Origin of the sequence: Mycoplana rhizolycopersici (genome assembly GCF_013378445.1) — a bacterium.
GTDB lineage: Bacteria > Pseudomonadota > Alphaproteobacteria > Rhizobiales > Rhizobiaceae > Mycoplana > Mycoplana rhizolycopersici.
In genome coordinates this window covers 138,681-156,731 of record NZ_JABXYK010000004.1, presented here as the reverse complement: position 1 = coordinate 156,731, position 18,051 = coordinate 138,681, and the positions used below count along the sequence as shown (strand labels likewise).

Annotated in this window: 18 protein-coding genes; 2 read left to right on the top strand and 16 right to left on the bottom strand. The window is 63.4% G+C overall.

Annotation, left to right across the window (positions count from 1 at the left end; genetic code table 11):
• Positions 1-2: 2 nt before the first annotated feature.
• The 14 genes from HV823_RS08065 to HV823_RS08000 form a co-directional block, all read right to left on the bottom strand.
• Positions 3-977: a sugar ABC transporter substrate-binding protein gene (locus HV823_RS08065; protein ID WP_176949211.1), complete on the bottom strand. Its 975-nt coding sequence runs from the start codon at positions 975-977 to the stop codon at positions 3-5.
• A 25-nt stretch (positions 978-1,002) separates the two neighbouring features.
• A complete protein-coding gene (locus HV823_RS08060; RefSeq protein ID WP_176949210.1) occupies positions 1,003-1,965 on the bottom strand; it encodes an ABC transporter permease in 963 nt (320 codons plus the stop codon).
• The gene (locus tag HV823_RS08055) at positions 1,965-2,735 is read right to left on the bottom strand and encodes an enoyl-CoA hydratase/isomerase family protein (protein WP_176949209.1); all 771 of its coding nucleotides are present in this window, start codon (positions 2,733-2,735) and stop codon (positions 1,965-1,967) included. The genes HV823_RS08060 and HV823_RS08055 overlap by 1 nt, the downstream gene beginning before the upstream one ends.
• Positions 2,736-2,742: 7 nt before the next feature.
• On the bottom strand, positions 2,743-3,891 hold the full coding sequence (locus HV823_RS08050; protein WP_176949208.1) for a type 2 periplasmic-binding domain-containing protein: 1,149 nt from the start codon (positions 3,889-3,891) through the stop codon (positions 2,743-2,745).
• A gap of 2 nt (positions 3,892-3,893) precedes the next feature.
• Complete coding sequence (locus HV823_RS08045) at positions 3,894-5,087, bottom strand: CaiB/BaiF CoA transferase family protein (RefSeq protein ID WP_176949207.1); 1,194 nt, start codon at positions 5,085-5,087, stop codon at positions 3,894-3,896.
• 31 nt (positions 5,088-5,118) lie between these two features.
• A complete protein-coding gene (locus HV823_RS08040; RefSeq protein ID WP_176949206.1) occupies positions 5,119-5,913 on the bottom strand; it encodes an SDR family NAD(P)-dependent oxidoreductase in 795 nt (264 codons plus the stop codon).
• A complete protein-coding gene (locus HV823_RS08035) occupies positions 5,913-7,091 on the bottom strand; it encodes an aldose 1-epimerase family protein (protein WP_176949205.1) in 1,179 nt (392 codons plus the stop codon). The genes HV823_RS08040 and HV823_RS08035 overlap by 1 nt, the downstream gene beginning before the upstream one ends.
• An 89-nt stretch (positions 7,092-7,180) precedes the next feature.
• Positions 7,181-8,095, bottom strand: a complete 915-nt coding sequence (locus HV823_RS08030) for a sugar phosphate isomerase/epimerase family protein (protein WP_176949204.1) — start codon at positions 8,093-8,095, stop codon at positions 7,181-7,183.
• 22 nt (positions 8,096-8,117) lie between these two features.
• Positions 8,118-9,209, bottom strand: a complete 1,092-nt coding sequence (locus HV823_RS08025; RefSeq protein WP_176949203.1) for a Gfo/Idh/MocA family protein — start codon at positions 9,207-9,209, stop codon at positions 8,118-8,120.
• 26 nt (positions 9,210-9,235) lie between these two features.
• Entirely contained in the window at positions 9,236-10,291 is a 1,056-nt protein-coding gene (locus HV823_RS08020; protein ID WP_176949202.1) for an ABC transporter ATP-binding protein, read from the bottom strand.
• Between the two features lie 2 nt (positions 10,292-10,293).
• On the bottom strand, positions 10,294-11,388 hold the full coding sequence (locus HV823_RS08015) for an ATP-binding cassette domain-containing protein (RefSeq protein WP_176949201.1): 1,095 nt from the start codon (positions 11,386-11,388) through the stop codon (positions 10,294-10,296).
• Positions 11,389-11,390: 2 nt separating this feature from the next.
• Entirely contained in the window at positions 11,391-12,320 is a 930-nt protein-coding gene (locus HV823_RS08010) for a carbohydrate ABC transporter permease (protein WP_176949429.1), read from the bottom strand.
• A 23-nt stretch (positions 12,321-12,343) separates the two neighbouring features.
• Positions 12,344-13,204, bottom strand: coding sequence for a carbohydrate ABC transporter permease (locus HV823_RS08005; protein WP_176949200.1), 861 nt, complete (start codon positions 13,202-13,204; stop codon positions 12,344-12,346).
• Between the two features lie 82 nt (positions 13,205-13,286).
• Complete coding sequence (locus tag HV823_RS08000; RefSeq protein ID WP_176949199.1) at positions 13,287-14,903, bottom strand: extracellular solute-binding protein; 1,617 nt, start codon at positions 14,901-14,903, stop codon at positions 13,287-13,289.
• Between the two features lie 186 nt (positions 14,904-15,089).
• Between HV823_RS08000 and HV823_RS27040 the strand changes: the two genes are divergently transcribed.
• Together HV823_RS27040 and HV823_RS07995 are read left to right on the top strand one after the other, a co-directional pair.
• Positions 15,090-15,221 (top strand): hypothetical protein, encoded by a 132-nt coding sequence (locus tag HV823_RS27040; RefSeq protein ID WP_281374050.1) that lies wholly within the window; start codon positions 15,090-15,092, stop codon positions 15,219-15,221.
• A complete protein-coding gene (locus HV823_RS07995; RefSeq protein WP_176949198.1) occupies positions 15,202-16,218 on the top strand; it encodes a substrate-binding domain-containing protein in 1,017 nt (338 codons plus the stop codon). Before HV823_RS27040 ends, HV823_RS07995 begins: the two co-directional genes overlap by 20 nt.
• 39 nt (positions 16,219-16,257) lie before the next feature.
• Here HV823_RS07995 and HV823_RS07990 read toward each other — a convergent pair whose 3' ends face one another.
• Together HV823_RS07990 and HV823_RS07985 are read right to left on the bottom strand one after the other, a co-directional pair.
• A complete protein-coding gene (locus HV823_RS07990) occupies positions 16,258-16,974 on the bottom strand; it encodes a L,D-transpeptidase (RefSeq protein WP_176949197.1) in 717 nt (238 codons plus the stop codon).
• Between the two features lie 6 nt (positions 16,975-16,980).
• Entirely contained in the window at positions 16,981-18,033 is a 1,053-nt protein-coding gene (locus HV823_RS07985; protein WP_425487643.1) for a L,D-transpeptidase family protein, read from the bottom strand.
• Between the last annotated feature and the right edge of the window lie 18 nt (positions 18,034-18,051).

Below are 18,051 nucleotides of genomic sequence, written 5' to 3'. Positions count from 1 at the left end.
GGTCACTTTGCATCATCAGGCGTCAGCAGCTTTCCGGTGACGGGAATGACCTTGGCGGGCGGTTCCTGGCCGGCGACGATGTAGTTGTACAGCATCACGCTGGAATCGAGCGCCTGCTGGTACGGAGCCTGGTCGAGGAGGCCGACCATCTCGCCGGACTTAAGGTATTGCATGTTGTCGGGCGTATGGTCGAACCCGACGACGCCGACCTTGCCGGTGAGGTTGAGGTCCTTGACTGCCTTCGCCGCGCCGAAAGGCCCGCCTGCCGTCATATACACCATGGAAAGATCGGGATTGGCGGTCATCATGTCCTGCACCAGGGAATAGGCGGATTCGGCCTTGTCCTTGTTCTCGAACGGACCGACGATCTGGATATCCGGGAAGCTTGCCTTCAGATAATCCAGCGCGCCGCTCATGCGTTGCGTGTGCTGGGTGGCGCCGAAGTAGCCGGTGATGACGCCGAGCTTGCCCTTGCCGTCCATCTTCTCGGCAATGAACTCGCCGATCTGCTTGCCCGCCGAGGTCGCGTCCTGGCCGATGAAGGCAAGGCGCCTGGATTCCGTGGCGCCCTCGGCGACGATGTTGAAGACCGGAACACCCTCATCGGTCGCCTCGTTGATGATGCGCGCCGTGCCGTCGAAGATCGGCACCACGACGATGCCGTCGTATTTCTTGGCGAGCGCCCCCTCGATGCCGGCAACGACGGCTTCCGCGGAAAGCTCGTCGCCGAGATCGACGAAATCGACCGTCGCATCGAACTTCGAAAGATAATCGTTCGCAGCCTTGGCCCCCTCCGTCACCGGCGTCCAGAACGGGTTGTTCTGGAACGACAAAAACGCGATCCGGACCGGTCCCTTGGTGTTTTCGACCGCGGCGACGCTGCCGCCCTGCGGCGCCTCGGCTGCAAGTGCGGGAAGCGACATGGCCGTTACGGCAACCGCCGCAAGCGCCATGTTTCTGAGTGTCTTGAGCAACATGTTCGTCTCCTCCATCAAATATGTATCAGTCGTCGTCGCTGCCGCGCTGGAGCCCGTCCAGGCCGACTGCAAAGATGATCACCAGACCCTTCGTCACCACCTGCCAGTAGGCGGAGATGCCGAGCAGCACGAAAGCGTTGTTGAGAAGCGCCATCAAAAGTGCGCCGATGACGACACCCAGGATCGAGCCGCGACCGCCGCTGAGCGCGGTGCCGCCCAGGATGACCGCGGCGATGACGTCGAGCTCGTAGCCCATGCCGAGGTTCGGGTCGGCGCTGGCAAGATTGCCGGCCAGGATCAGTCCGCCGAGACCGGCAAGCAGCCCGCAGAACGCGAAGACGAACAGCCGGATGGCGCGCAGGTTCACGCCGGCGAGCCGCGATGCCTTCGGATTGTCGCCGATCGCGTAGATTTCCCGACCGATGACCGTCCGGCTGGCGAAGACGTGCACGACGACGGCCAGCACGATCATCAGCAGGAAGGACACCGGAATATCGAAGATGCGGCCGGCTCCGACGAACTCGGCAAAGCCGCCGAACGGCACCGGAATACCGCCGGTCATCAGAAGCGCGATGCCGCGCGCGATCGAAAGCGTGCCGAGCGTGGCGATGAACGGATTGATGCGAAAGCGGGTGTAGAGGACGCCGTTGACGAGGCCGCAGACCAGCCCCGTCAGCAGGCCCGCCGTGAGGCCAATGGCCTCGCTCCCCGTGTCCCGCATCAGCACGGCGGCCACCACCGCCGACAGGCCGATCACCGAGCCGACCGACAGGTCGATGCCGCGCGCGATGATCACAAGCGCCTGGCCGAGCGCGACGATGGCGACGACCGAGGCCTGGCGCCCGACGTTCAAAAGGTTGCGCGGCTCGAGAAAATAGTCGCTTGCAAACGAGAGATAGATGGCGACGGCGGCAAGCATCGCGAAGACGGAGGCTTCACGATGCCGGCCAAGGCCGCGCACGAATGTCAGACCCGAATGCATGGCCATCACCGACGCCTGAAGGCGGGCGGGCGCTTTTCCTTGAACGCGGCCCGTCCTTCGGTTGCGTCCTGCGTAGCAAAGCAGATCGTCTGCAGGTCACGCTCGTATTCGATCGCCTTGTCGAGCGGCATCGATACTGCGGCCTTCAGATTGGCCTTGGCCGTCTCGGCGGCGATCGGCGCCCGCGAGGCGATGACTTCTGCGATCGCGTGGGCACGCGGCAGAAGCTCGACCTGCGGAACGACTTCGCTCACAAGGCCCCAGGCCAACGCCTTTTCCGCCGGGATGGCATCGCCCGTCATCAGCATCAGCGCGGCGTTGGAGGCGCCGATCGAATGCATGAGATGGGCGGCCATGCCACCGCCACCGATCCAGCCGAGCTTGATCTCGGGAGCGGCGAACTGGGCGTTGTCCGAAGCGATGCGGATATCGCAGGACATCGCCGTCTCGAGGCCGCCGCCCAGCGCATAGCCGTTGACGGCGCAGATCGTCGGCTTCAGCAGCGCGCGGAAAGCGTCGCAATAGTCGGGTCGGTTGCGGAACTGCCACGGCGTCTCGTAGGTGTCGAGCTCGCGGATGTCGGAGCCGGCGCAGAAGGCACGTTCGCCCGCGCCCGTCAGGATGACGCAGCGGATGGTGTCGCTGTCGTTGCATTCCTCGACTGCGGCCACGATCGCATCGGCCATTTCCGGCGTCACGGCGTTGAGCTTTTGCGGACGGTTGAGCGTAATGGTGGCAATCGCGCCGTCTACGGTGAAGAGAATATCTTCGGTCATGTCATTCCTACCTTTCGCCGCCGGCTGCGCGGTGGCTTGCGTAAAGGGTCTGCAGATGGTCGAGCACGCTCTCGGCCGCTGCTCCTTCTTCGAAGGCCTGGCGCAGCAGCGCCGACGCCCTTCCCTGGAAAGCGATGTAGCCGTCGTGGCGCGGACGCACATAGGCCTGCTCCAGCGTGTCGGCGGTGTTTTCGTAGAAGCTGCCCCACCGGGCGTTCACCGCGGCGTCGTGCCAGGCCTCGCGGCGTGATGGCTGGCCGTCGTGGGCGGGGATGAAGCCGGCTTGCGCCTCCGCTCCCATCAGCCAGAGAAGATGCTGCTTCAGGGCGGGGGTGACTTCGCATCGCTTCGAAATACCGATGCCCGTGCCGCCGAGCGTAGAGCCCGGCCGGCCGCCAGCGACAGCCCGCGGTGCATTGTGGAAGGCGATCACCCGGCCGCTGTCGGGGGCGGCATAGTTCACATAGCCGTAGATCAGCGGGCAAAGGATCACGTCGTCGTTCTCAGCCATGTGGCCGAGGATGCCGATGGGATTCTTGTCCCTGACAGACCGCGGGCTGCGCGAGGCCAGATCGGACATCAGGTCGTAGACGACTTTACCCGTCTCGGCAGAGACCAGGATATCGGGATCCCTTTCCGCCGGCGGCTCGCCAAAGGCGGCCGCGATCGACAGGAACGAGAGCGCGGCATGGGGGCCGGCGAGCGAAAGCGCCACCTTGCCCGTCTCTCTCGAGAGCGCCACAACCGCTTCCCACGACTCCGGTACGGGACCGGACAGAAGATCCGTCCGCGCGGCCAATACCTGCGTTGCAGCATCGAGCGGCAGCGCCCAGTGGGCGCCCGCGTAGCGATAGCTGCGCAAGGACGGGCCGATGCTGTCCGCCTCGATCGCCCGCACGGTCGCCTCGCCGAACACGTCCTCCAGCGACCGCAGGCAATCCCCGGCCAGTGCCTCGCCGACATGCGGATGGTCGAGCACGACGAGGTCGTAGCGGGCGCAGAGGTCGGCGATCGGATGGGACTCGAAGCCTTCGAGCGGCTGCTTCTCCCATTCAATTGCAAGGCCGCTTTCGGCAAGCTCCGGGAGTCTTGCTGCTGCAGCGAGCGCGTTGTAGCCGCGCGGGTGGTCCCACGTCAGCCCTTTCAGACGCTGCATGGTCAAAGCTCCCCGGCCGCGATGGCGCCGGCCTGCTCCAGGCCGGCGATGCGGGCATCATCGTAGCCGGCTTCCTTGAGAACCTCCCGCGTATGCTGACCCACGATCGGAGCACCCCGGTCGATCGTCGACGGCGTACTGGAGAACTTGATCGGGAAGCCGGGCGTCTTCACCCGCCCCTCGGTCGGATGGTCATATTCGACGAAGGTGCCATTGTGCTTGATCTGCGCATCCTCGACGAGATCCGCATAGCCGTAGACCGGGCCGCACCAGATGTCGGCGGCGCGCATCCGCTCCAGCCATTCGGCCGAGGTTCGGGTCTTCAGCCGCTCGCGGGTCTTGGCGAAGATTTCGTCGCGCTTGGCCCAGCTGTCGACTTCGTCCTCCATCGACAGGAAGCTCTCCTCGCCGATCACCTCGCCCAGCGTCTTCAGCTTGGGGAAGGCGACGATGATGAAGCCGTCGCTGGTCGCAAAGGCGCCATAGGGCGCGCGGATATAGACATGCGCGTGCGGCTCCGCCGAGCGCGTCTGCGGCTTGTTGCCAATGGTGAAGACCGACAGTTCCTGCATCTGGATCGTCGCGATCGCGTCCAGCATGTTGACCTGCACCAGCTGGCCTTCTCCCGTGCGCTCCCTGTGGAAGAGCGCCGCCAGTGCGCCTTCGAAGGCGTTGTAGGCCGTGATCGCATCGACGAGATACTGGCCGGCCGCCGTCGGCGCTTCATCGACCCGCCCGGCCGACAGCATGGCGCCGGACATACCCTGCAGCACGAGGTCCTGTCCGGGACGGTCGATATAGGGACCGTCCTCGCCATAGCCGGACATGGAGACATAGACGAGGCGCGGGTTGATCTTCGAAAGAGTTTCGTAGTCGACGCCAAGACGCTTCGCCACGCCCGGGCGATAGTTCTGCAGGAAGACGTCCGCCGTCTTCACCAGGTCCAGCAGCACCTGCTTGCCCTCGGACGACTTCAGATCGACGGCAAGCGAGCGCTTGTTGCGGTTCAACGACAGGAACGAGACGTTGATCTTGTTTCCGCCGGCCCCGCCCGCAGAGACATGCCGCTGCCACTCACCGGTGACCGGCTCCACCTTGATCACATCGGCCCCGAGGTCGCCGAGCCTTTGCGCGGCAAACGGTCCGGCCATGGCGATCGAGCAGTCGAGGACGCGAAATCCGCTAAGAATTCCCATTTCTTTCAGTTCCTTGAGTGTAACAAAGGGGTCAGTGCATCACCCAGCCGCCATCGACGTTCAGCGTCTGGCCGGTGATGAAACCTGAGGCATCGGAGATCAGGAACGTCAGGGCGGCGGCGATATCGGCAGGGCTACCGCGCCGCTTGACGGCCTGATGCTCCAGCACGAAGCGCGTGTAGCCTTCCGGATCCGGGTGGATCTTCTCGGCATCCGTCGGGAAGGCACCGGGCGCGACGGCATTGACGGTAATGCCGTAGGCACCGAACTCGCGCGCCCAGGCTCGCGTCAGCCCGATGAGCGCGCCCTTGGACTGCACGTAGGGTGCAAGGTTCGCCCACCCGCCATAAACGGTAACGCTGGAAATGTTGACGATCCGCCCCCAACCCTGTTTGCGCATATGCGGCAGCGCCGCCTGGACGCAGACAATGCCCGCATCGACATTCACCCTTTGAACCGCCTGGAAATCCTCGATGCCGTATTCCTCGAAGGGCTTCGAAGGATAGATGGCGGCGTTGTTGATGACGACGTCGATGCCCCCGACTTCGCCGGCGACGCGGTCGAGTTCCGCTCGCAGGCCTGCAAGATCGGAGAGATCGATCACCCGAACCGTGAGACCCTTCAATCCCTCTCTCGTCGCCGCATCAAGCAATGCGCCGGTCTTGCGCTCGTCGTTGTCGATGGCGACGACCCTGGCACCGGCACGCAGGAAGCTCAGCGTCGTCTCGGTGCCAAGGCCGCCGGCCGCCCCCGTGTAAAGTATGACCTTGCCTGAAATCGACATGGCGGGTTTCGTCTCCTGGGCTGGGGAAAACTGGACGTTCATCACCGGCCTCCGATCGCCACGTGATTGCCGGTGGGCTCGGGAAACTCTTCGGACGGCTGCCCCGAAAGACCCCGGATTCTCTGCTCGCTCGCGGCGATGGCGCCGGCGTCGGGCAGGATGCGGAAGGTCGTGTGGTAACGGCGCTCCTCGCCATGTTCGAGCCAGATCAGTTCACCCCGTTCGCGCGCCGCGGTGTGACCAAGCACGTGATTGGTCGACGGCTCGATGCCCAGCGCATATTGGCCGGACTGCAGGTTCTGCCACTCGTACATACAAGGGAACTGGTCCTTGCGCGTGACGACTTCGAAACCGATGCCGAGCGCGTCGTTGACCAGTGCAACCGGCACTTCACCGTTGGCGTCCGCTATCATCTCGTGTTGCCATACCTGCTCGTGGAAGTTCATCTGCGGCGCCGGCATGGTGCGGTAGCCGACTTCCTGCTTGCGATAGTCGGCGCCGGCATGGGCGGCCCAGACCACCTCCTTGAGAGGCGCGAGATAGCGCGACTTTTCCGCCAAGACCGGATGGCCGACATTGATGTGGTAGCAGTACATGTGCGGCGTGCGGTAGAAGCCGCGGTTGACGACGCGGTCGGTCAGTCGGATGTCGTTGGTGCCGGCCTTGATCTCGATGCGGCGGACGAGTTCGAGATGCTCGCCGAACACCGTCCCTTGCGTCACGACGCCCTCGCACCAGAGGGTACATTCGTCGCCCTGCCAGTCTTCGCCGTAACCGCTAAGCTTGCCCGGAATGGTGCCGATGCGGCCGTGCAGCGAATGGCTGATGGTCTTGCGCGGGCCGTAGACGTAGCTGTCGCCCGGCTCGTCGTTCATGAACAGGATATGGTCGAGGCCGCAGGTGACCATCAGGCCCGAGAAGGAACGCAGCCACGCGAGCCCGCCCTCGCCCTCATATTCGGCAAGGCCCGGATGCTTGAAGCCGGCCGGCGAATTCCAGCCGATCGCCATGCCGCGATATTCGCAGTCGGCAATGTCGAAGGCACGGTCGATGAGAACGGTGAAGCGCAGCCCCGTACCGCTGCGAAACTCCAGCATGCGGATGCCGCGCTCGACACCGTCCCCGAGCGTCATCAGGCGCACGCCGGCAAATTGCGAAAAGGATCCGGCGCTGGCGGCAACGTCGCGGCGCGACATCGCCCTCCCGTAGAGTTCGACCATGAGAGTATTCCTGTTGTGAGCCCGGTGTTGCGGACTGTCCTGTCTTCGGTTGAGGCGGCCGGACCAAGGCCCGGCCGCCGGATTGGCGTTTAGAGGCCGTTGGCGCGCAGCTTTCCGTCGAGGAATTTCTTGGCGCGCGGAACGTCGCTCTCATCGAGATGCTCGATGATGATCGGAATGTTCGGGTGCTTCTTCGAAAGCCGCTGCAGGTAGAGGTCGTAGTTCAGCGAACCGAGCCCCGGTGCCGGCAGCTCGATTTCACCGACGCCACGGAAGGTGTGGCTTTCGAGCGCCTCCGCATCGCCGATATCGGCGTGCTTCTCCGTCTTGTCGTCGCCCGAGCGCTTCACGTCCTTGGCGTGGGCGATCTTGATCTTGTCCGACAGCGTGTCGAACACCTGGTTCAGGATCTCGTCCATGCGGTCGATGTTGTGGCTTTCGAAATAGTTGGTCGGGTCCATCAACAGCCCGAGGCCGGGATGATCGACCTGCGCGAACATCTTCACCGTCTCCTCGACCGAGCCGACGACGTTGTTGACGTAGGTCTCGAGCAGGAAGACCGCGCCATGGTCGTAGGCATGCTGCGACAGGTCGGCGATGACCTTGCGGCACTCCTCGAAGCCTTCTTCGGTCTTGTTCTTCGGATGATGCACCCAGTCGGACTCGGTGTTGAAGGTACCGGTCTCGGAAATCACGTAGGGCGTGCCGAGGTGCTGGGCGTAGCGGATTATTTCCTTCAGGTAGCCCACGCGGCGTTCGCGTTCGGCCTTGTCGGGATGGATGATGTTCGTGTAGCCCGAGATGCAAGAGATCGGCAGGTTGTGATCGCGGAACGTCTCGCGGATGCGAACGCACTTGTCCTTGGTGATCTGGCCCGCCGAAAGGTCGATGTCCTTGAAGTGCATGTCGAGCTGGACGGTATTGAAGCCGAGCGCCCTGATCTTCTGGGCGGTCTCCTCGAGGCCGTAGGGGAAATAGCCGGAAAAAATGCCGGTTTGCATCATGGTGAAAATCCTCCCTTGGAATTCAGTTGATTGCGATTTCTGAAAGCCTGACCGTGCGCCCTTCCTCGATGGAGCGGTATCCCGCCTCCACGAGCGCCACGGTCTTGACGTTGTCTGCGACGGAAAGCGCCGGCGGTTCGCCGGATTTCACCGCGTACTGCAGCTGTTCCATCACGCCGACGAAGGCATGCGGGAACCACATGGTTTCCCATTGGGGCGAGACCCACTTGCCGCCTGTGGTCTTCCTCGAAGCGTAGGAGAGCGTCGAAGGCGACCCGTCCGGCCAGCCGATGGTGCCCTGCGCGACGCCGTCGGTGCCCTCGACGCGCCACTTGATGTAGATGTCGCTATCGAAACCTTCTTCGCGCGGTCCCGACCAGACGTCCTCCATCGACACGGCGAGGACACCGCTCGGGAACGTCAGGGTGGAAACGGTAATGCCGTCCTTGTGAGCAAATTTCGTGCGCGGGTCCGTGCGCGTAACCGTCGTGATCGCGTCTGGATCGCCGAACAGGAAGCGCAGCACGTCGAGGTGGTGCACGCTCATGTTGGAAAGCGTCAGCCGATCGTAGTCCTCAAGGAAGGTCTGCCAGTGTGGAATGGCGCGCATCTCGATCGTCGCCATGACCGGGGTCCCGAGCTCGCCCCGGTCGAGAATCTGCTTCAGCACCCGCATCGACTGGTCGTAGCGCATGTTCTGGTTGACCGAGAGGATCTTCCCGGCTCTGGCCGCTTCGTCGCGCAGAGCGCGGGCTTCCTCCAGCGTGAGCGCCAGCGGCTTCTGCGCCAAAATTGCCCTGATGTGCGGCTTGCCGAGCGCCTCGCGGATCAGTGCCGGCTGCTGATCCGGCGGATAGGCGATGTCGAGGATCTCAACCTGCGGATCGGCGATCAGCGCCGATGGCGTGTCGTGCACCCTTGCGATGCCCCAGCGCTCGGCGACAGCCCTTGCCTTGTCCGTCGTGCGCGAGGCGATGGCGACGACCGGGAAACCGGCCTCCTTGTAGGCGGCCAGATGGCATTCGGCCATGATCATGCCGGCCCCGATACAGCCGATCCTGTAGTCCTTCACCCGCACCGGTGGATCAGGCACGAAGCCATTCGTGTCGCTCATTCGTTCCTCCCATTTCATCTGTCTGTTCATGGACGCAGCGCCTCTCCCGCCGCACCGAAGAAGTGTATCCGCTCGGGGTTGCAGCTCAGCGCCACGACACTTTCGATGCGAATATCCGGCTGGCCGCGCATGAGGGCCCGCAGCTTCTGGCCGCCCGTGTCGAGCGTGACGACGGTGTAGCCGCCAAGCGGTTCGACCTCGTAGACGGTTGCCGGCCGGTTCGGATGGTTTTCGGCCCATGGCTCCACCTTGAGGTCTTCCGGCCGGATGCCGACTCCGACAACGTCCTGCGGCATCGCCCTGGCCGGCAGGACGATCGTACCCTCGCCCGCCTCCCGTCCGGAAGCGCCGACCGGCATCAGGTTCATCATCGGCGCGCCGAGAAGCTGGGCCACATAGCGGCTTGCGGGCCGGTCGTAGATCTCGACCGGCGTGCCGATCTGGCGGATCTCGCCGTCTTCCATGATCGCCATGCGGTCCGCCACCGACATCGCCTCTTCCTGATCGTGGGTCACGTAGATCAGGGTCTGGCCGAGATCGCGCTGGATGCGCTTGAGTTCGACACGCGTTTCCTCGCGTAGTCGCGCATCGAGCGCCGAAATCGGATCGTCCATCAGGTAGGCGACCGGATCGCGCACCAGTGCACGGGCGATGGCCACGCGCTGGCGCTCCCCGCCCGAGAGCTGTGCCGGCGGCTTGTGCAGCAGATGCGCGATATGAAGTTTCGCCGCCACTTCATCGACGCGCGCCTTGATCGCCACCTCCGGAACCTTCCGTTCGACCAGCGGGAAGCGAATGTTCTGTACTGCCGTCATGTGCGGAAAGAGCGCCAGGTTCTGGAACACCATCGCAACGTTGCGGCTCGCCGGCGAAACGTGATTGACGGGCTTGCCGCCGATCAGCACCTCGCCCTCGTCCGGCGTCTCAAGCCCGAGAATCAGCTTCAGGATCGTCGACTTGCCGGAAAGCGGCGGGCCGAAGAAGCAGAAAAACTCGCCGGGCTGGATATCGTAGCTCGCATTTTTGACCGCGACCGTCTTGCCGTAGCGCTTGGTGACATTGCGGAAGGAGATACCGGCCATCTTCACGCCTCCCTGATGGCGACGCCCGTTGCGGCATCGAAGAGCCGGACGGACGCTGGTTCGATTGCGACGGCGACGGTGGAGGCGCTTTCGGCCGCGACATCGTTGTCGAAAACCGCCTTGACCCGCTGCTCGCCGGTACCGAGATGGGCGATGGTGCGCGCGCCGATGCGCTCGATGAACGTCACCGGCATCGGCATTCCCTCCCCCGTCTCCGAAAGCGAGACGCGCTCGGGCCGGAAGCCGTAGACGACGTCGCGGCCAGCATTTGAACGCGCCGCGGCTGCCAGTTGCGGCGGGAGCGGCGCGGTTCGGCCGAGTTCGCCGAGATCGACGACGAGGCCGCGATCACTGTCTGCAAGGCTTCCCTTCAGAAGGTTCATGCCCGGCGAACCGATGAAGCCGGCGACGAACAGATTGACGGGATCGTTGTAGACCTCCAGCGGCGTTCCCACCTGCTGCAGGACGCCATGGTCCATCACCGCGATCCTGTCGGCCATCGTCATCGCCTCCAGCTGGTCATGGGTCACATAGACCATGGTCTGGCGAAACTGACGCTGAAGATGCTTGAGTTCGGTGCGCATCACCGCACGGAACGCCGCATCGACGTTCGACAGCGGCTCGTCGAGCAGGAAGATCGCCGGCTCGACGATGGCCGACCGGCCGATCGCCAGGCGCTGCAGGATATTCACCGACAGCTTGGCGGATGGCTGCTTCAACAGGGGCGTCAACTGCAGGAAATCGGCGATCTTCCTGACCCTGCCGTCGACCTCGCGTTCCGGCAGCCCGCGGACCCGGAGGCCGTATGCGAGGTTGTCGTAGACGTTCATGTGGGTGAAGATCGCGTAGTTCTGGAAGACGAAGCCGACGCCGCGGCGCCCCATCGCGACGCCGTTCATGTCCCGTCCGTCGAACAGGATGCGGCCTTTTGACGGGCTTTCCATGCCGGCGATCATGTTCATCGTCGTCGACTTGCCGCAACCGGAGGGCCCGAGCAGCGCCATGAACTCGCCGTCGCGGATCTCCAGGTCCATCGTCTTCAGGGCTGTGAAGGCCCCGAACCTCTTGACCAGGTTTTCAAGGTGAATGGCAGTCACGCTCAGGCTTCCTTCTTCTTGTTCATGCGGCTGATGGCCAGCGAGACGAGGATGGAGAGGGAGATGAGGATGACGAGCGCGATCGCAGCCACATAACCCCAGATCAGGTCCTGTTGCGTCACCTTGTAGATGTAGACGGAGATTGTTTCGGTCGCCACGCCCGGCCCGCCGCCGGTCATGATGTAAAGGGTGTCGAAGATCTTGAAATTCTCGATGATGCGGATGGCGAGCGCGATGATGATGATGGTCTTCATCTTCGGCAACACGATCGTGCGGAAGCGCTGCCACCAGGAAGCCCCCAGCAGGGTTGCCGCGCGGACCTGATCTTCCGGCACGCCGACGAGGCCGGCAAGCAGGATCAGAAACATCAGCGGCGTCCACTGCCAGATATCGGCGATCATCACCGCGATCAGCGCGGTCGTCGGATCCGAAAGCCAGGCGATGGAGACGTTCATCCCGGTGAGGCCGGAGAGGATGTCGTTCACGGGACCGCCCGACTGGAACAGCATGAAGAACATGTAGCCGGCGACCGCAGGCACCACCATCATCGGGATCAGCATGATCGAATAGAACACGCGCTTGCCGACGAAGTCGTCCATGAACAGGATGGCAAGTCCGAGGCCGAGCAGGAATTCGGCAGGCACGCAGATCAGCATGACGAGCGCCGTGCGCCCCAGCGCGCCCCAGAAACGCGTATCCGCCATCAGGTCGGTATAATTGGCAAAGCTGTTCCAGAGCTCATAGGCCTGCCACCAGCCGATGCCGTCCAGCGGTGACCAGTCCGTCAGGCTGATGTAGAGCTGCATGAGCAGCGGGAAGACGGCGATGAACAGTACCAGCAACTGGGCCGGCAGCGTGAGTGCGAAGCCGAGGCGACGGCCGTCGTCCGCAGTCGCAACGCCCTGGTTGAGGGCCGCATCCGCCATGGGCATTTTCTCCCGGGTTGCGAGGCTGGTCATTGCTTCAACGCTCCGAATGTCAGGCCGCGCACGAGATGGCGCTGGATGGCGATACCCATGACAACGGGAGGAACGGCGGCAATGAGGCCGAGTGCTGCTTTCGCGCCGTAGAGCTGGCCGGTCATCGAGGACGACAGCGAGGCCATGTAGACGGGGATCGTAACCCATTCGCGCGTCGTCAGAAGCAGTGCGATCAGATAGTCGGACCAGTTGAGAATGAAGACGAAGAGGGCAGAGCTTGCGAGCGCGGGGCGCATCATCGGCAGCGTGATCTTCATGAAGACGCGGGTGCGCGAGCAGCCTTCGACGAGTGCCGCGTCCTCGATCTCGCGCGGCATGTCGTCGAAGAAGGTCTTCATCAGCCAGAAGGCGAAGGGTAGCGTGACGATGCCGTAGATCAGCGCCAGTCCCCACCAGCTATCGACCAGACCGAGAAAGGCCCACATGATCATGACCGGGATCATGACGGCCATCGGCGGGAAAAGCCTGAGCTGGATCAGCGCCAGCGGCAGGTTCTGGCCCGAGCCAAAGCGCGACAGGCCGTAAGCCGCGGCCGTGCCGCAGCTCATGGCAACCAGCGTGCCGAAGACGGCCGACAGCAACGACGAAAGGATCGGCTTGCCCGCGGTGCGGTCGAGCGCGACGATCAGGTCGCTGGTCGAGGTACCGAAGATGAAGCGGAAATTGTCGAGCGTGGGGTTCTTCGGCCACCACGTCAGGTCGGCGCCCGCGGCGGACCATTCGGCGATCGGCTTGAAGGCCATCGAGGCCATCCAGAGCGTCGGCACCAGCGTGATAGCCAGCGCCAGCAAGATCGCCGCATAGCGGAAGATTTCAAAGGAGACGGAGCGGTTCATCATATCACTGCAGCATCTGTGCACGCATGCGGAACGGAGACGGGATCGCTCCCGCTCCAGTTCCGTCGAGTGGACCGGCCAATCAGCCGGTCACCGGATCGAGCACGGTCGGCCACGCCTCCTTGTTGGATTTGATGGCGGCCACCAGCTTGTCCTCGCCGATGCGGCGGGCGATGCGGTTCCACTGGCGCTCGGTATCGGCCATCGCCTCTTCCGGGGTCTTGGTCTTCGTCAGCGCTGCGACGAGGTTTTCGTCGAGCGCGTTGTGGAAGGCCGTGGCGCCGGGATAGTTGATGGTCGGCACAGTGCGTGCCACCGTCTCGCGGACGACATCCATGTGGTAGTCGTGATAGGTCTGGCGCACCAGCGGATCGGCAAAGTTCGACAGCTGGAAGGGATCGAAATAGCCACCGGGATTGGCCGTCATCCAGGAATAGATGCGGCTGGAACCGAGCCATTGCAGAAGCAGGTAGCAGGCCTCCGGGTGCTTGCTCTGCGATGATACCGAGGCCGACAGGTTCAGCCACAGGACCGAGCGCCGAACGAGCTGGCCGTCGATCTCGCGGCCCGGCGGCAGCATGGAACCCACCTTGCCGGTGATCTTGGAGCCCTGGTTGCCGGGATTGTCGAGGAACTTCGGCAGGTTCGAGAAGGCGCAGGTCATCGCCGCCCCGCCGCTGGCGAAGTTGCCGTACTGTTCGGGCCAGCCCCAGGAGATCGCGTCCGGCGAATGGTAGGACAGCGAGCCGACATATTCCCGCGTTGCCTGGAAACCGGCCTCTGCGTTGATCAGCGGCTTGCCGTCGTCGTCGAACAGGAACTGGTTGGGCGAGGCCATCGAGACGAAACGCTGGTACCAGTTGGTATAGCCCCAGCCCTGGTTGCGCAGGTCGGTGCAGCCGAACAGCCCCTTGTCCGGACGATGGAAGTAGGCGGCAACCTCGTCGAGCTGCTTCCAGGTCGTCGGCGGAGCCAGCGCATAGCCGTGCTTGTCCGCGAAGGCCTTCTTTTCCGCTTCGTCGCTGAAGAGGTCGGTGCGAAAATTCCATGTCTGGAAGTCGCCGTCGAGCGAGACGCCGTAAGTCGAGCCGCGATACACGTTGAGCAGCGAAACGCCCTTCTGGCCGTTCACATAGCCGCGCTCGGGATCGTCCCACTCCGGCTTGTGCTGTGCGACATAGTCGTCGAGTGCGACGATGCCGCCGGTTTCGGCGAGGTCGCCCAGACGGTTCCATTCGACGGCATAGATGTCGAACGCTCCACCCTTGGTGGAAATGTCCTGCATGGTCTTGGTGAATTCCTGGCCATTCGGCACGCCGACGATGTCGAGCGTGATGCCCGTCTCCTTCTCCCAGAGCTCCTTGATGGATGGGGCTCCGGCCGGGAACGGCTGCGTAAGCTGGCCGATCGATCCGTCGGACAGGCCGAGGACGATGCGATCAGGCGCCTTGCCGGCGCCCTTCAGCGACTTGACTGCCTCGATGGCGCGCCCCTCAGGCGTATCGGGTCCGTACTGGTAGCGCTCGGCGCCATCGAAGCCGGTCGGCCCTCCGACCATGCCCGGCGCGAGCGCGTCGGATGCGAACGCGCGGCCCGGACGAATGAACTGCGGCGCGATGCCGGCTGCGGCGGTCAATGCGACCACCTTCCCGCCACCAGCAAGAAGCCGGCGCCGCGACATGCGGAAAATGTCTGACATGATGTTCCTCCCCCTCGGCAGACTTACTCCTCCGCTGCCGAATTGCGGCGATACTGACCGTCAGAGGCATCATTGTCAACATCATAAATAATCATTTTACATCATTTACTTCGACATCAACGATGCACAAAATCCAATCTATGACATCATTTTTCTGATTTAATTTGCAATTCGCAAGATCAGCGCATGAAAATGGGCGACAAATCGCCGGATTTTGTAGAAAAAGACAATAGAGGGCTTGCATCTTTCCTGCAGCGATTTACATCAAATTACATCATTCGCCAGAAAGGGATTCGCAGTGCGATCGACTCTGATTGACATCGCCCGGGAGGCTGGCGTTTCCAGCGCCACGGTCGATCGCGTCCTGAACAACCGCAACGGCGTCAAGGAACGGACCCGAGAAGTGGTGATGGAAGCGGCGCGCCGGCTTGGCTACGTCAGCGCCGGTTCCCCCGCCGGCTTGGTCGACAGCCGCGTGCGGCTCGATTTCGTCCTGCCCGCCGGCACCAACACCTTCATTGCCAACCTGTTGCAGCAACTGGAAAGCCAGGCTGCCGCCCGACCTGATCTCGATGTGCGCATCCATTCCATCGAGGGCTTCAATCCGGACACCCTGGCGCGCACCCTGCGCGAGCTGCACGGGCAGACGATGGGCGTGGGTGTCATCGCACTCGACCATCCGACCGTGCGCGAGGCGATGCGCTCGCTTTCGGCCGCCGGCGTTCCGATCGTCACCCTCGTCTCCGACATCCTGCACGTCCCGCGCATCGGCTACATCGGCATTGATAACCGTGCGGCAGGACGGCTCGGGGGCTATCTGCTGGGGCGCTTCCTCGGGCATGGCGTGAAGCGCAAGGTCGCGCTGTTTGCCGGTTCCCTCTCCTACCGCGGACACGAGGAACGCGAGATGGGTTTTCGCCACATCATCGCCGATGAGTTTCCCGATCTCGAGGTGGTGGAACTACGCGAAATCCGCGACGACCGCGATCGCGCCTTCGAAGAGGCAACCGCCCTCTTTCGTCGCCATCCTGACCTCGCCGGCATATACAATATCGGCGCCGGAAATTCCGGCATAGGCCGCGCGCTGGTCGAATCCGGCCTTGCCAGGGACCTCATTTTCGTTGGCCACGAACTGACCGAACATACCAAGACGCTGCTTCTGAGCGGGGTGATGGATGCGGTGATCGACCAGAACCCGCGGGTGGAAGCGCGCGAGGCGCTGTCGATGCTGGGCCTCACGGCGAAAGGGCGCCCGATCGACTATCATCCGCCGCGCCTGCAGGTCATCTTCCGCGAGAACATTCCGGAGACCTGAGTTGACTGCCGAAGGCGGCGTTTGCGCCGCCACCTGCAATCAGACAACGGGTCTCGGACCGAGCAAGTTCGTGACGACGATCGGCGTGCCGTTGGGCACGCGATCATAGAGATCGACCACATCCTGATTGATCATCCGCACGCAGCCCGACGACACCGACTTTCCGATGGTCCACCATTCCGGCGAGCCGTGGATGCGATAGAGCGTGTCCTCGCCGTTCTGGAAGATGTAGAGCGCCCGGGCGCCCAGCGGATTGTTCAGTCCCGGCTCCATGCCGCCGTTGGCGATGCTGTAGGGGTCGAGCTCCGGCTGGCGGGCAACCATCTCGTCCGGTGGCGTCCAACGCGGCCACTGCCGCTTGTACTGGATCTCGCCCCTGCCCTCCCATTCGAAGCCTGCACGGCCGAGGCCGACGCCGTAACGCATCGCCTGGCCGCCGTCATAGGTGAGGTAGAGAAAATGGTTGGCGGTATCCACGACGAGGATGCCCGGCCGCTCACCGGTCGGGTTGGGTACCATCTGCCGCCGGAACCGCGGTTCGATCCTCTCATAGGGGATGGCCGGCAGCGGATAGAGCTCGTCCGGCTTTTCGCCGTACATGCTGGCGAAGATCGAGGTTTCCACCGGCTGCGGGGCAACCGCAAGCGTCGGGCGCGGCGCCGTCGAGCAGCCTGCGAGCATCCCGGTCGCCACCCCCGCGCTACCGAGAAGGAAGGACCGCCGGGTCACTCTCGCGTGCACAAGGGCCATGCTCATCATCCTCTACCTGGTGCTGGCGTAGGGATCGGCCAGCGCTGCCTCCGGACGGCTGACGGGATATTTGGTGCCCGAGACCTTGGCCGCCATCCTCTTCGGGCCCTGCTGCTCGAGCAGCGCACGGAAGCTCGGATGCATGCCGCCATCCACATAGGCTGAGATAGGCGACGAAGTGGCGTCGGCAATAGCGGCATCGATCTTAAGCCGCTCGGTCTGCATCCGCGCCGTCAGTTCCGCCGCCGGCTGGGCGGCCACGGGCGGGCATGGGGCAAGCGGATCAGTTGGCTCTCCACCTTCGAATTCGGTGTTGAAGACGTATCGCCCGCCGCATACCGATACCTTCGGCTGCTTTTTCGTGAAGGCAAACGTGTCGTAGCCTTCCTTGAGCGTCCGCCAGAACGACATGTTCCGATCATCACGGTGCAACGCCATGTTCTGCGCCGACATGCGGAACGGATAGGCCTGCACCTGGAACCGCTCCTGCCCGCCCTTCAGCGCCGCCTTGACGATGGCGTAGATCTCACCGACGCCCTGGTCGGTCATGGCGTAGCATCCCGCGGAGGAACAGGCGCCGTGCACCATCAGCGCCTCGCCGCTATAGCCAAGCGCGGATTCCAGACGATTGGGATAGCCGAGATTGAAGGACACGTAGTACTGCGAGTTCGGGTTCAGCATGCCTGCCGAGACATGATAGAAGCCTTCCGGCGCCTGCCGGTCGCCGCTCTTGGTCTTAGGCCCCAGTTTCCCGGACCAGCGGCACATCGGATAGGTCTTGAACAGCGCATAGTTGCCGCTCTTGTCCATTTTCCATACCTCCAGCTCGCTCTCCTGCTTGAAGATGCGGACCAGAACGGGACTTTCAGGCTTCATTCCCTTTCGCGACATTTCGGCGGCGACCTTGGAGGACAGCTTCGGCTCCACCTTCGCGAGGGAATCGTAGTCCATGGCGAGACAGCCGGACAGCAGCGCGCCGGCAACCGCCACGGCCGCCAGGCGAGCTGCCAAAGCAGCCGGCGATGAAATCGTGCCGCGAAGGCGGCGAAAAAGAAAATCGGTCATCATGCGGATCAGTCGGTG